Origin of the sequence: Psychrosphaera sp. B3R10 (assembly GCF_018861025.1) — a bacterium.
In the GTDB taxonomy this organism is placed as follows: domain Bacteria; phylum Pseudomonadota; class Gammaproteobacteria; order Enterobacterales; family Alteromonadaceae; genus Psychrosphaera; species Psychrosphaera algicola.
The window spans coordinates 213,237-228,555 of sequence record NZ_JAHKQH010000042.1 but is presented as its reverse complement, the minus strand read 5'-3'; the positions used below and the strand labels follow the sequence as shown (position 1 = coordinate 228,555).

10 protein-coding genes are annotated in these 15,319 nt (G+C 40.5%); 2 read left to right on the top strand and 8 right to left on the bottom strand.

Translation table 11 applies throughout. The features are described from left to right. Positions 1–133 precede the first annotated feature (133 nt). The 5 genes from aldA to KO525_RS16370 form a co-directional block, all read right to left on the bottom strand. Positions 134–1,585 carry an aldehyde dehydrogenase gene (gene aldA / locus KO525_RS16390; RefSeq protein ID WP_215964907.1) on the bottom strand — a complete coding sequence of 484 codons (1,452 nt, stop codon included), beginning with the start codon at positions 1,583–1,585 and terminating at the stop codon, positions 134–136. Positions 1,586–1,589: 4 nt separating this feature from the next. After that, positions 1,590–2,354 carry an SDR family oxidoreductase gene (locus tag KO525_RS16385; RefSeq protein ID WP_215964906.1) on the bottom strand — a complete coding sequence of 255 codons (765 nt, stop codon included), beginning with the start codon at positions 2,352–2,354 and terminating at the stop codon, positions 1,590–1,592. A gap of 92 nt (positions 2,355–2,446) precedes the next feature. Continuing rightward, entirely contained in the window at positions 2,447–3,472 is a 1,026-nt protein-coding gene (locus KO525_RS16380) for a zinc-binding dehydrogenase (RefSeq protein ID WP_215964905.1), read from the bottom strand. Between the two features lie 16 nt (positions 3,473–3,488). Next, positions 3,489–4,592, bottom strand: coding sequence for a mandelate racemase/muconate lactonizing enzyme family protein (locus tag KO525_RS16375; RefSeq protein WP_215964904.1), 1,104 nt, complete (start codon positions 4,590–4,592; stop codon positions 3,489–3,491). Positions 4,593–5,121: 529 nt separating this feature from the next. Beyond that, a complete protein-coding gene (locus KO525_RS16370) occupies positions 5,122–5,766 on the bottom strand; it encodes a putative glycoside hydrolase (protein ID WP_215964903.1) in 645 nt (214 codons plus the stop codon). Between the two features lie 169 nt (positions 5,767–5,935). On the opposite strand from KO525_RS16370, the gene KO525_RS16365 reads away from it, so the two are divergent. After that, on the top strand, positions 5,936–7,399 hold the full coding sequence (locus KO525_RS16365; RefSeq protein ID WP_215964902.1) for a tryptophan halogenase family protein: 1,464 nt from the start codon (positions 5,936–5,938) through the stop codon (positions 7,397–7,399). Between the two features lie 154 nt (positions 7,400–7,553). Further along, complete coding sequence (locus KO525_RS16360) at positions 7,554–9,884, top strand: agarase (RefSeq protein ID WP_215964901.1); 2,331 nt, start codon at positions 7,554–7,556, stop codon at positions 9,882–9,884. Between the two features lie 95 nt (positions 9,885–9,979). Here KO525_RS16360 and KO525_RS16355 read toward each other — a convergent pair whose 3' ends face one another. The 3 genes from KO525_RS16355 to KO525_RS16345 form a co-directional block, all read right to left on the bottom strand. Beyond that, positions 9,980–11,005 carry an SMP-30/gluconolactonase/LRE family protein gene (locus KO525_RS16355; RefSeq protein ID WP_215964900.1) on the bottom strand — a complete coding sequence of 342 codons (1,026 nt, stop codon included), beginning with the start codon at positions 11,003–11,005 and terminating at the stop codon, positions 9,980–9,982. After that, a complete protein-coding gene (locus tag KO525_RS16350; protein WP_215964899.1) occupies positions 10,998–13,349 on the bottom strand; it encodes an alkaline phosphatase D family protein in 2,352 nt (783 codons plus the stop codon). The genes KO525_RS16355 and KO525_RS16350 overlap by 8 nt, the downstream gene beginning before the upstream one ends. A gap of 103 nt (positions 13,350–13,452) precedes the next feature. Further along, positions 13,453–15,255 (bottom strand): sulfatase-like hydrolase/transferase, encoded by a 1,803-nt coding sequence (locus tag KO525_RS16345; RefSeq protein ID WP_215964898.1) that lies wholly within the window; start codon positions 15,253–15,255, stop codon positions 13,453–13,455. Between the last annotated feature and the right edge of the window lie 64 nt (positions 15,256–15,319).

The following is a 15,319-nucleotide window of genomic DNA, read 5'->3' as shown; positions in this document are numbered from 1 at the left end:
TTCAATGGGCTGGTATAAATTGCAGGCAAAAAAAAGCGATGTAGCTTTCGCTAACATCGCTATAAAACAACAGGACTCAGATTTAGTGTTCTGAGCAGACACAGGACTAGTTTTTAATTTAAAACATATGCGTTTACGGGGTTTCTTTAAGGTAAACAGTCTTTTTCTCTAAATATTGCTCAAGACCAAACTTACCGTCTTCTCCACCAAAGCCAGATTGTTTCCAACCGTTGTGGAAACCTTGATGTTGTTCACCCATACCGCGGTTGACATAAACTTCACCGACTTCTAAATCGCTAATGGCTTTATGAATATCAAAGAAGTTTTTCGTGTAAATGTAAGCACTTAACCCATAAATACTGTCGTTGCAGTATTCAATAGCTTGGTCCATATCTTTCACTTTGATAATAGGTAAAACAGGACCGAATGTTTCTTCATGAACGGCAATGTTACTTTGTTCAACGTCAACTAATAACGTTGGTTCGTACCAACAACCACCTTCAAAACCATCGACATTTGCCGTTTTACCGCCAAGGGCAACGGTTGCACCTTGCTTAACGCTTTCTTGAACAATATGGTCAATGTTTTCAATTTCACGTTGATTACACTTAGGGCCCATTTGTGTTTCAGGGTCCATCGGATCACCCACTTTGAGTGATTTAACGGCAGGTAAAAACTTTGCCATAAACTTATCATAGACACTTTCTTGTACATACAAACGTTCAACACAAGTACAAACTTGTCCACAGTTAGCAAAACGTCCCCATAATGCGCCTTCAACCGCTTGGTCAAGGTCGGCGTCGGCCATAACGACCATAGGTGCTTTACCACCTAACTCCAGCATAACAGGTGTCATATATTCTGCAGAGGTTTTGTAAATTTGCTTACCTGCTACCGTTGACCCTGTCATGGTGATCATTTTTGTAATTGGACTTTCACAAAGTGCCTGACCCACCACTGAACCTGAACCATTTATAATGTTTAACACACCCGCTGGAATACCAGCTTCATTTGCTATACGACCGAGTTCGGTTGTCGCCAATGGCGTTTCCTGCGTGGGTTTGACAATAATGGAATTACCCGTAATTAGGGCTGGACCAATTTTACGACCCGCCAAAGCAAGTGGGAAATTCCATGCGGTAATTCCCACAACAACACCACGAGGAACCTTGTGAATATAGATTTTTTCGTGTTCATTGTCTGAAGGCAAAATGTCACCTTCGATAGTCAATGCATTATCACAGGCGTAATCAATAAATGTCGCAGTAACATCCACTTCCATTTGAGCAACCGATAACAGTTTACCCTGCTCTGCAACAATCATTGGCGCTAAAATATCTTTGTTTTCACGAATTTTATTCGCAAAGTTACGTAATATACTCTGACGATTACGCGCCGTTAGCTTAGCCCACTTCTTTTGTGCAGCGTCTGAGTTTTCTAGCGCGAATTGTGCGTCTTCTGCGCAACCTTTTGGGATAACACCAATTTTCTCACCCGTTGATGGGCTTAAGATATCGATCGTTTCTGTTACTTTTGACGCAACGTATTCGCCATTTATAAAATTTACATTATTTTGAAATTGCATTGGATTATCTCCCCATCCAGCCGCCATCTACTAACAAGATGGTACCATTTACATAAGAAGCTGCGTCTGACGATAAAAACACAGCTGGGCCTTTAAAGTCATCTGGGGTGCCCCAGCGACCTTGTGGTATGCGATCTAAAATCGATTTTGAACGTATCGGATCATTGCGTAATGCTTCAGTATTGTCAGTGTCAATATAACCAGGTGCGATGGCATTTACGTTTACGCCTTTACCTGCCCATTCATTTGCTAATGCTTTAACTAACTGACCAATTGCGCCTTTACTAGCAGCATAACCAGGTACGGTAATTCCACCTTGGAAAGTCAATAAAGATGCAGTGAATATGATCTTACCACTGCCTCGTTCAACCATATCTTTGCCAATTTCGCGGCTAAGAACAAACTGCGAGTTTAAGTTAACGTCAATCACTTTATCCCACAAGTCATCGCCATGTTCTGCAGCTGGTGCACGTAGGATAGTGCCTGCGTTATTAACCAAAATATCTATTTGGTCAAAATCAGCTTTTACTTGTTCAATAAATTTGTACAGAGCATCACGGTCTGAAAAATCACATTGGTAAGCTTTAAAATTACGACCTAAAGCTTTGACTTCTTTTTCGACTTCAGAACCTTCAAGTTCTAAACTCGCTGATACTGCGATAATGTCAGCGCCAGCTTCTGCTAGTCCCAATGCAATACCTTTACCAATGCCACGTTTAGCGCCAGTTACTAAGGCCACTTTGCCTTCTAAATTGAATTTTTCTAACATTTTTTATTCTCTCTTTGGTTTCCCCAAAAGCCTGGGAAAACCAATAAATTAATTAGCGATATAAGCGTTTAGGATATTAATGGTTTATCGGTTTATTCCGCACCACATGAAACCAATGCTTTCATACCAGTCGGATTGTTATCCATCCCAGCGAATGCTTTACCGATGTCTTTTAACTCATTTACTGAACTGATAAATGGTCTAACATCAATTTTACCAGAAGAAATTAGCTCAACAGCCCAGTCAAAATCAGCCGCTTCGTAAACACGTGCTCCTAATAACTCTAACTCTTTCCAGAAAAATTGGAACAAATCAATCTCAGGTGCTTGGGCGTGAATAGCCACCATAACAATACGACCGCGTCGGCCAGCAATTTGTGTCATTGCATCTATGGCAGGTTTTACTCCAGAGACTTCAAATACGACATCTGCACCTTTTGTTTCTGTCCACTCGTCAACAAATTTCGCTAAGTCCGTGTCAATTGGGTTAACGGCACTCACTCCTAGTTTTTCTGTGGCAAATGCTCGTCTGCTTTCATTTGGCTCAGAAACCAATACTTCTGCACCAACACTTTTGGCAACAGCTGCAACCAATTGACCAATTGGCCCACCGCCTAAAACAACCACTTTTTCACCAGCTTGTAAGCGTGAACGGCGAATGTCATGACATGCTACTGATAAAGGCTCGATAAGTGCGCCTTGTTGCAAATCAACATTTGCAGGTAATTTATGCAATGTACGCGATTTAACTGTCCATGAGTTTTGGAACGCACCCGGTGAGTCAATTCCCATAAACTTAAGATTTTGACAAATGTGAGTATAACCGGCGTTACAAGTTGGGCATTCACCACACCAATCTAATGGGCGTACTACAACTTTATCACCAATAGAAAAACCGGTTACGCCGTCACCTAATTCAGCAACAACGCCTGAGATTTCGTGTCCGATAGTCGCAGGAGGGTTAACACGTTGATCCATCACTCCATGATAAATGTGCATATCTGTTCCACAGATACCAACATAACCGACATTTAGACGCACTTCACCTGCACCTGGCTTTAACGCCTGCCCTTCAACGATGTTGAAATTTTTATTACCAATATATTGAGCTGCTAACATGTTTTTACCTATAAATTTAAGAAGTCTTGACTAAATGTGGAGTAACTAAAACAGGGTCAAACTCGACACCTGTGCCAACCAGCTCAGGCGCGAGCGCCAAGCCATTTTCGATTTGAATTGGACGTGTGGTGTACTCATCAATTGGAAATGAGTGCACTTCTAAATAACCAGCGTGTGACTGAGAAGACAGCAATGACACGTGTAATTCGTGCATTCCATGACTGCATACTGGAATATTGTGTTGTTTCGCGAGTTCTGCGATTTCTAACCAGCCCGTAATGCCACCGATATTTGATGCATCAGGTTGAACAAAACCCAGTTTAGATTGGGCAAATGCATACGTGAACTCATGCCAAGTATGGAGATTCTCACCCATTGCCAAAGGTATTGTCGTCGCATCGGCGATACGTCCATACATCTCGTACTCATCTGGCAAGGTTGGTTCTTCAAACCAGGTGATATCAAGAGGTTCAATGGCTTTTGCAAATTGGATTGCCTGCTTTTCAGACATTGAATAATTTGCATCCACCATGAACTTAATGTCAGAGCCGATCAGTTTGCGCACGGCTTCGGCTCTGGCAACATCTTCTAAATAGTTTTCTTTACCGACCTTAATTTTTACTGCATGGAATCCTCTATCCAAATAACCTTGAATATTCGTTAACAGCTTTTCTTGACTAAAATTAAGATCTATTCCGCCAGCGTAGCATTTGGTTCGGTCACTAGCGCCACCGGCGACCTGATATAGTGGCTTGCCTAAGGTTTTACATTTGATATCCCAAAGAGCGATATCTATCGCTGACATTGCGAAACTTAAAATTCCACCACGCCCTACGTAATGTAAATTCCAATACATGCTATTCCAGACGGCTTGAATGTCATTGGCATCAGCACCAATTAGCGTTGGTTTAATTTCGTCTTCTAGCAACGAAAATATGGCCCTGCCGCCCTTTCCACCGGTATAGGTATAACCCGTACCTTCATACCCATCATCCGTAAAGATGGTACTAACGATAATTTCAAAGTGAGTATGATCACCATGTTTGGCGTCAGACAAAACTTCTTTCAACGGAATGTTATAAATCGCATTTTTTATCGATTTAATTTTGCGAATTGGCATAACTCACTCTCAAAGTAGAAGACTAATTACAGTTTATTGTTAACAATCTACACATTAATTTTAGGTATGTAAAGTTGAAAGTTAAAATAGTTTTAACCTAGTTAAATAAATCGAACATTGGTTTTCGGCTATAATTCGCGGGGAAATAACCTTTGTTATGGCGATAACGAAATTTCATCGGGTGTAAGTGAAAATTAGTAACAAATACAGATCATTACCAAAACGATTAGTCGCCAACCTTCCCCTTACTAAAAGTTGGATAAGTTAAAAAACATGATAAGGTGAAATTAGATTTCAGCCTTGAAGAATATAAGGTAGATATTTTTATTCGGTCTATTTGCCACCTAAATCAACAGCTATCCACTGATAATTTTAAGTCTGGGTAACTAAAAGGTGACATTTATTGTACAACCAGATCTAAGGGTATTGCTGTTACTGACAATAAATCGTGGCCATTTTTACTTTTTAGGGCTCCCCAATGCGCTTACTCAATAAGTAAAAAAGCACATTGGTTCGCATTACATTAAAACTAACCACAATTGACTTCACCAGAAGCAAGTCCAGTCAATTGAATGTTGCTGATTTCTATGTCTAATTTACCGACAGTCTGAAGGCTAAATATGGTTGTCACTTTGCTAAAATCAAACCCTTCATTTGCCAAACATTTAAGCGGGATAGGGATAGAAACCCACTTTCCTTTAGGCGCACGTTTAAACGCATTTTTAAGTGGGAACTTCGTCCGGCATTTCCAATCCCAAGCGCACTCCATCATCAATTCAACGTTTTCTTTTGGGACTTTATTTACCTTTACATCGAAGGTTAGCGCCGCTCGGTCAATGACACTCGTTAGGTCTGTGTGTTTCATCTTATTGGTCACATTCATCGTCAGAATATTCGAGTCAACACTGCCCCATTCGTTTTTAATCCCTTTCGGTTTCCACTTAAATCGAACAGCATCGCCATCAACAGATTTTTTTGCAGGAGACGCCTGCAAGCTACTGCGAACTGTAGCGACACTTTCTCCTATGTATTTGGTCTTACCATAATTTAACCCCAACTCCCATGGCGATACCGCACTGCCTTTGTTTAGATAATTAATGTTTGGATCTAAAGCGGCTGCACTTTGGAAAGCAGCCAAAATTAATATCATGCAAATTATTTTTAACATTTTCATAATGACACTCTACTTAATTTACTGGTTATTATTTTGTTCGGTATTTACTGTATCCCACTTTTTCATTGTTGACAATTTACAATTGACTAGTTGTGTATAGTATGTAAAGTACACTATATTAAAGTAGAGTCATGGCAAAAATGACCAAGGCGTTGGGGAGCCAATTGATATGCAACATAAAGTAAGTAAAGTCGTTATTTTGGGTGGTGGTACTGCAGGGTGGATGACCGCGGCCCTCTTATCTAAAGCGCTTTCTAAAGTTGACATCACGGTAGTGGAATCTGAACAAATTGGAACCATTGGCGTTGGCGAGGCGACAATCCCGAGTCTTCACTTTTTTAATGATATGTTAGGGGTAAATTCTAGCGAGTTTATAAAAAAGACGTCAGGCAGTTTTAAACTCGGCATTCAATTTGAAAACTGGCGTAAACCAGGAGAAAGCTACTTTCATGGTTTTGGCTCTACAGGGCTAGGTATGTGGGCAGCAGGGTTTCATGAATACTGGCAACGGGGCATCGAGCTTGGGATCAGCAAGCCTTTTGGTTGTTACAACTTAGAAACCCAAGCTGCTTTACAAGGTAAATTTGCCCATCTCCAAGGCGGTCCAAACTTTGCCTATCATCTTGATGCCAGTTTATATGCGAATTTGCTGCGAGACAAAGCCATATCACAAGGCGTGAAAAGGCAAGAAGGTTTAGTCAATCACGTACAAACTAACCCTGATAATGGTTATATCAATGCGCTTGAGCTACAAGACGGTCCTACCGTAGAGGCAGACTTCTTTATTGATTGCTCCGGGTTTAAAGGGCTGTTGATTGATGAAACATTAAAAACACCATTTGTCGACTGGTCCCATTGGTTACCAATGAATAGAGCAATTGCAGTGCAAACCGAACTCGCAACACCACCGCTCCCTTATACGCGTTCTATTGCTCACAAGGCTGGCTGGCAATGGCGTATTCCTTTACAACATCGGATGGGTAACGGCATTGTATACGGTAGCGATTACATGAGTGATGACGAAGCCCGCGATACATTAGTAACATCTGTTGAAGGTAAAATGTTAACTGAACCGCGCATGCTAAAATTTAAAACGGGCCACAGAAAAACACTATGGAATAAAAACTGTATCGCAATTGGCTTGGCCGGTGGCTTTATTGAACCGCTAGAGTCTACGGCAATTCATCTCATTCAGCAGGGGATCTTACAACTTATTAAGTATTTCCCAACATACGGCATAAATCAGCTGGAAGTCGATGAATACAACTATTATATGGAGACGGACTACAACGAAATTAAAGACTTTATTGTTCTGCATTACAAACAAACTGACCGCAATGACTCACCATTTTGGCAGTTCTGTCAAGAAATGAAAGTCCCGCCAAGTCTGCAACAAAGAATGGATATGTTTAAACAAACGGGTCGATTTGTGCAACGGAAAAACGAAATTTTTAACGACTCATGGTTGCAGGTAATGATTGGGCAAGGTTTGATCCCAGATAACCATCACCCAATTGCCGACGAACTCTCAGAGAGTGAATTAAAGCGTTTTCTTGACGACATTGAACAAGATATTCAAAAGAAAGTTGTACGATTGCCTAACCATGCTGACTACTTAAAACGAATTAGTTAGTTAATACAAAACGCTAAAGCTTACATAACCGCAAACCACTATGATTCATACAGTGCTATCCTCATTAGCCTTGTTTTTCACCTTTGATTGTTGACAATTAACTATTTAACACAAACAATGGGACGTGTTTAAAATTCAATCACAAGGGAAATAAATGAATAACAACAACATTCAATTTAAACCATTATTTACTGCGGCTCTGTTGTCCTCGTTGGTGCTGGTAGGTTGCTACCAAAACGGCGAACCTCAGTTAGCAAAGCAGTCTCAATCAGCACTAGTAGACCACTTTGAAACAGAAACCCTATTATTGGACTTGTTACCGAAGTTACAGCGACAAAAATCCAGTTGGATAACAGCTGAAACAGCAAAGTATGATTGGATCGATAATGAATCACTAATCATTAATTTCAAAGCATCAGAAAACATATCAACAGTTCGAATTGAACCCGCCTCTCCATGGTTACTCTCCAATTTTCCTGAGCACAATCTTGCATTTGACGTTAAAAATTTAAGCGCTCACTCAAGTCACTTTTATTTGTTGCTAGAAAATCAAGATGGCGAGGCTCAGAGCCGGTCCATCGCCATTCCAGAGGGATATCAAGGAACGGTTTACTTCCCATTATCAGGAAAAGAAGCCGAAACCGAAGCGGGTTTTTGGGGGGACCAACCCCCGTGGCAGACCAAAGACCAATTAATGATATGGCGTTCGTGGCGCCACGATAACGTTGACGTATCAACAATTAAAGCGTTGACCTTTCAAACAATTGGTCTTGCTGAAGATAATACAATTGAAATCAATAATATTAGGATCCGAAAAAACCCACCACGTGATCCAAACTGGATGACTAATGTGTTAGATCAATATGGTCAAAACAATAACAATAAAACGGCTTTACATATCGATAACGATGCGCAATTAGCGGCAAACACGCAAGCCGAGTTGACGGCGCTTAAAGACGCCAAACCTGATCCAACTCGTTCACGATTTGGTGGCTACAAAGCTGGCCCAAAACTAGAGGCCACTGGTTATTTTCGTACCCAGAAATATCAAGGAAAGTGGTGGATGGTTGACCCCGACGGCTATCTTTACTTTTCCCATGGCCCGGCCAATGTTCGCATGGCGAACTTGTCTACATTGACTGGAATTGACTTTAAGGATGACAAGGTAAGATATCGTTCCCCTGATGAATTGACCCCTGAAGACTCAATGGGCGTTGTACACGTTTCAGACGAAACTCGCCAAACACGCTACTTATCATCGGATATTAGACGCAACCTATTTGCATGGTTACCCGAATATAATGAACCGCTCGCCAAACACTACAGTTACCGTCGGTGGGCTTTAAAAGGCGCTATGGACCACGGCGAAACATTTAACTTTTATCGGGCTAACCTAGAACGTAAATACGGTGAAAACTTCATGGATTCTTGGTATGACGTTACCTTGCAGCGCATGAAAAACTGGGGATTCACCTCTTTTGGTAACTGGGTTGACCCAAACTTTTATGAGAAAAAACAAGTACCTTACTTTGCGAATGGCTGGATCATTGGTGATTTCAAAACATTGTCAGGTAAAGTAAATCATTGGGGGTTAATGCCAGATGTTTTTGATCCGGTATTCGCTGAACGTGCCCGCGCGACAATTGAAGAAATTGCGAAAAACATTAACAATTCTCCTTGGTGTGCTGGTATTTTTATCGACAATGAAAAAAGCTGGGGCGAACGTGAAGGCAGTATTGAAGCACGTTACGGTATAATATTGGATGCGCTATCCAAAAACAGTTTGGAAAGCCCAGCAAAACAAGCGTTCACTAAACACTTAAAACAAAAATATCAATCTATCTCGGCATTAAACTCTAGCTGGAATTCAACATTTGCAAGTTGGAAGACATTTGCTAAAAACGCAGTTGTTGAGCAACATACTGCGGCCTACGTAGCAGATCTATCTAAAATGTTAGAGTTATTAGGTGAACAGTACTTTATCGTTGTCCACAACACGTTAGAAGACGTTCTACCAAACCATTTATATATGGGAGCACGAATGGCGAACTGGGGAATGCCTGATGAAATTATTAAGGCATCTACTGCGTATTCTGATGTTTTGAGTTTTAACATTTACGAAGACAGTATGCAGGATGACTACTGGCAATTTTTAGAAGAAGTCGATTTACCGGTAACGATTGGTGAATTTCATATTGGCACAGCGTCAGATTCCGGGATGTTCAATCCTGGTATTGTTCATGCCAGCGATCAAAAAGATCGAGCCCGAAAATACACAGCGTATATGCAAAGTGTTTTATCAAAACCTTATATGGTTGGCGCGCATTGGTTCCAGTATGTCGATGAACCTATTACCGGTCGGGCACTTGATGGAGAAAATGCCAATATAGGTTTTGTAAACGTTACTGACACGCCTTACCCTGAATTAATAAAGGCGGTTAAAGAAGTAACAGGCAAGATGTACCAGCAACGTTTAGCCAAATAATACCTTCAAAATAGTGGTAAATATTAGGCCTGAACTTAATGTTCAGGCCTCCTTTTCTTAAAATTGAATTTAGTAATCTATCCAGCAACAATAAACTAATCGGCGTGTCTCAATTTCAACCGTCTTAATTCTTTATGGGCTGTTAAATATATAAGAGATTCATCGCCATTAAATGCCAAGTTTGCAGTAAAGCCAGGCATGGCTATTTGTGCTAGCAATCGCTTGTCAGAAGAAAATATCCAAACCCCTCCAGGACCTGTCGCGAAAACAGTTCCAGTACTATGTACTTTAAGACCATCCGTTGTGCCATGCTCAATGCCTAAAAATTTGGGTTTAAATAACAAAGATTTATCAATGACATTACCTTGTGCATCTAACAGGTATTGATACCAAGCAGGCTCAGCGTCGTCAGATACCGCAACATAAAGCTTGTCCTGACTTGGTGATATTGCAATACCGTTTGGAAATGTAAGTTCGTCATCTATTAAAGATAATTTATTGTCCACTGACAAACGATATACCCCTTGAAAGTCGAGCTCCTTATTAGGATCGTCCATACGTTTTGGTAATCCATAAGGTGGATCTGTGAAAAACAAGACCCCAGAGCGATGCAAAGCGACATCGTTCGGGCTATTGAGTCGCTTTCCCTTATAGTGGCTGACAATATGCTGGACGCTTGATGCTTTCACACGCTCAGTCATTTTCAACTTCGCAACCGTTCTAGTCGCTGTGGACATCATCACTAATGTGCCCTCAGCATCAATTAACAAACCATTTACTCGGCCACTCGGGTATAAAAAGTCAGTAACACCTTGTAATTCACTATACGAATGAATTTTATTATTGGGAATATCGACAAATAATAAACGTTTATTTTTATCATCCCAAACTGGCCCTTCAGTCCATTCAAAACCTGATGCTAACACTTCTAATTTTGCACCAAGATCAAGTAAATCAAGCGCTTGTTTATCGTAGATCGTATAAGCCCCCTGTTTCATCAACACCGGGGGCAGTTCTGAGGCTTGAGCATTAATTGTATTGCAAAAAAATAAACTCAAAATCAGATACTTCAGCGGTTTCTTAATCTTTGTTATCTTTTTATCATCTGTAAAATCAAACACTCTGATTTTCCGATTGCTTGATTGTTAAAGGCCAACCATCAAATTGATTGCTCGATTTCCCATCTGTGATATCCACCATGAATTTATATGCTTCCATAGTGTAGGTTTTCTCTTCCTTATCGAAAGTAACAAAACCAAAACCACTACTTTTCTCATGTGCCATTACATATCTATTTTTTGAGCGACTAACTTCTGGATTGCCTATGGCATAAATATAATTTTTATTGCCAAAGCTATCTAAATATTCACCGGTATTCGCCATACCGTGTTCAGGACGATGAGTATACTTCAAACCTACATCATCAGGTCGCCACCAACGTTGCCAACCAACCGCAATCGCAGGAGTGCAGAACGCCCAGTTACTATCACGATGTTTTTCTAACCCATATTGAGAAACACTTGGTAAGTGCGTGTCTCCGCAAATATGTAAGGCTTTAGACCCTTTTATTGCTTCTACAGCTCGATTGCGACCTGATGCTGGCCAACCATTAGCGTCGAAGTCATATTTTAAATAATGTTTAGGGGTCATTTGATGTGTGGCTAAACTTGCGAAAATAGTTTGAGATATCAGAGCTTTCAGCTTATGTTCTCGCCAATCACGGCTCCATACTTTTAAAAACTGTTCTTGACGTTCTCCCAACAAATGTAAATCTGGAGAATCCCATTTGGGATTTATAAAATTAGGATCTTCTTCATTGCCTGAGGTGCCAACTAAAATGTCTAATCGTTCTGGACCACTTTTCCATTGCCTATCGGCGACAATTGCAAAGCTAACATCGCCATAAATTAATTCGCCATAATACACACTCAAATTATTTTTTGATGGTGTAGGATCAGCCGGTTTCATATGATGGGCTGTATGAGTGCGATGTACGACATTCAACATTCTAATTGGCTCAATATACCCTCCGGTTTTGTCTACTCTGTTTTCTTCATGAGCAGAAAATGGCATTGGGCTGCCCCCTTCTCCCCACAAATTACCTTGCAACACATCATGGTCGTCCGGCAAGCAAATTGTCGGGGCATTTCTCATGGCATCTCTGAAGGCCCATCCAAATTGATAATACTTACGAAGGTAATTTAAAATCGCCATTTTAGCTGGCACACGGATCATGCCAAAGCCACCGTGATTTTCATAAAGTTGATCACCAGAGAACAGCACTAAATCAGGGTCCATTTTTACTACATTATTAGCAACAGGCTCATATGGAAATGCATAATCATTTTGACATGTCAGCGCAGCCATACGCATTTTTCGCCCAGAAGGGTTTGCCCTAATCATTCCCTCATAAACGTCTAGTTTTGTTGTCCCGTCTACTTGTCCTTCGCCATAAACAACACGGTAAGGAGTTGCTTGTTTTTCATCCCAGTTAACGATTCTAAAGGAAGCAACCCAAGCATCGGTATCCAGTTCAGCTTTACTGATGACCTGCCAATCACCATTTTGGAAAGTTTGTAATATTACTTGTTTAGAGTCTTTCTTGCCTAGCGGACCTGTGAGCACACTCAGGTTCATAACAAAACCTTCAGCGCTGCGACTGTTGTTTAAGGTGTACATAGTCCAAAGGATAGGTCCAAATTTTTGCTTTACGTTATGACTAAAAGCTTCACCTTCGATTTGCCAATTTTTAAATTGATAACGGCCACCATCACTACGGGACTGTTGTGGCCCACTTTCAAAAGAAGGTATTTCAAAATTACTCACGACAGCAAGGTTTCCTAATAACTCTTCCGTGCCGACTAAAGACGCCATACGACCAAGGGATTCACCACTGGTCGCCGATTTAATTTCAACGTCAAGGGCAACCAACTGTGCTTGTGGGGCGCCAGAAATTATAATTTCTAATTCTTCATTAACATTAGGTCTGGATAGCAGTTTACGTTTATCTCCTAGCGCTATTTTATTAGCAATTATCCCTACGTCTAAACCTTGTTGTACAAAACAGTTACTACGATATTCATTTATTTCGCTGCGAATACCAAATCGGATAGACGCGCCACCATCTTTGATGCCTTGTTCTGCTAACTTTACACGTACAGACGTTCTGAATGCTTTAGTGGTATCAACCAACTGATGTTGTAATGAGTGCACGCTCCGTTGACCACCCGTTGTAACGCACTCTGCAGCACCATTGTTTATTCGCCAATCTTCCATTGGATTGGCCCAATATTCACCACCTAACCAAACTCTGTTGTGGGTATTACTCCAACTGTCTTTAATTGTGTTCTGTAACACAGGTTTGCTGATCATATTTGTGGATTTTGTTGAACACGCTACGCCTGTTGCTGCTAAACCAGCCGCAAAAACTTTTAACGCATCACGTCGAGATATTTTATTATTCATTTTTTTACCTGTATTTGATTGAGATAGAGAGTTTGATTAACTCTAAATCATTCCAATTTATTATCTTTTCAGCACTTCAAATTCCTTCAGGAGTCACTCGTATTCACTTTATTTCTATTTTAACCATATCCGATAGACCTTCTCGTAAATAACTCGGTGCCTCATTAGCAGCCAATGGCTTTGCGTCATCCCATGAATACACCTGTATTTCGACTTCCCCAACCTGTAAAGCGGTAACTACGCCAAATTTATCAACCGTCGCAATTGTTGGATCCGTTGAATGCCATATAACACCTTGTCGTTGCGCTGAATTAGGTAAAACCTCAACGTCAAATGTTAAACGTTCACCTACGGTTAGCTGCCTTTTATCGACGATAATGGCAAGCGATGTGACACGTTGCTCTTTATGCTTTTCTAATTTGTTCTTTAATTCTTGGTAAGCTAAATGTTGCGTTTCCGTCAAGGAGTCAAAACTGAGTCCGCTATACCTGCGAATACCCCACTTACGATTGATATAAAATTCGCCATGTAACTCTAATGGATCATTTGTTAAATCAAAAAAACGCCCTTTTGGAAAATCTTTGTCGGGGGCATACAATTTATAGTCTTTGTTAAAAACGAATCTCAATAAATCATCAGTTGGAAATCGATTGTTACCAATATACCAACGATAAATATAGTCTCGGTGTTCTACACTGTTTTTCCCTACAGCCTGCTGCCAAAAACTTACTCCATCTACTTGATCAGCATTAGGCATATGTACACCAGCGCTCTCAGCAACCGTTGGATAAATATCAGTTATGTTAACAATGCCTGAATAACGTCTTATTGAGGAACCTTGACCAGAAGGTATTACACTTGGTTGACTCAATATCAACGGCACTCTAATACCATTTTCAGCTGTACGTCCTTTGCCACCAGGATAGATGGTTCCGTCTGGCAAAACATGACCAAAAGTTGACTTAGTACCGTTATCTCCCATCACAACGATTAAAGTATTTTCTATTAAACCTTGCTCTTCTAACTTGTTTACGACCTTTCCCACTAACTTGTCCATATAGATGATCATGTCAGGAAAATATTGACGATCATCTCCAAGAGTATTGTTATAGGTTGCAACTTCTGGAAAATTGTCAAAAATGGATTTAGGGCGAGTATCAGGCGTTGGTTTATGATCATCGTGAACAAGTAACATTGGGTAATACAAAAAAAACGGCTGATGTTTATTTTCTTCAATAAAACGAAGTGCATGGCGATTAACTATATCCGGACCATACCAACGTCTCCCTGTTTCTGGATCGACGTCTTGCCTACCTTTATAATTTACTACTTCGCCATTGACCACTAGACTCGGGTTTATAAAACGTTGACCTTCTTCAATAACATCAAACGCAGTATATGTATCCCAGCCAAACTCAGATAAATAACTTTGACCGGCGATCTCTTCAGTGCCTCGAGATTGTTTCCACTTACCAAAAAGTCCTGTTTTATAACCTGCTTTTTTAAAAGCATCGCCAAAAGTTAAATCAGAATGATGTTGTGATTTAGGTCTTAAATAATTCCGGTTATTTCTTTTGCCGCTCATTAACGAAATCCGTGTATTTTCGCAAATGGGATGCGCGTAAGCCCTCTCTACCAACACCCCCTTCTGGGCTAAGCTATCAATACTCGGGGTTGAAAATACTTTATGTTTGAATTCACCATCATAGGAATGTAACCGATTTGCGCCATAGGCTGTTATGCCATAGTGATTGAGATCATCGATCAAAATTAACACCACATTTGGTTTAGAAACCTCTTCAAAAGGAACTGACGATATGTCCCTTGTATTTGTTTCTATGCTATTACACGCCAACAAACTCAATGATGTTAGTGACAATAAAGCTCGGCGAATCGATTCAAACATTTATGCATTTCATTATTTATATAAAGAATATAACAATATAAAAATACACAACTTAGTCAACTGT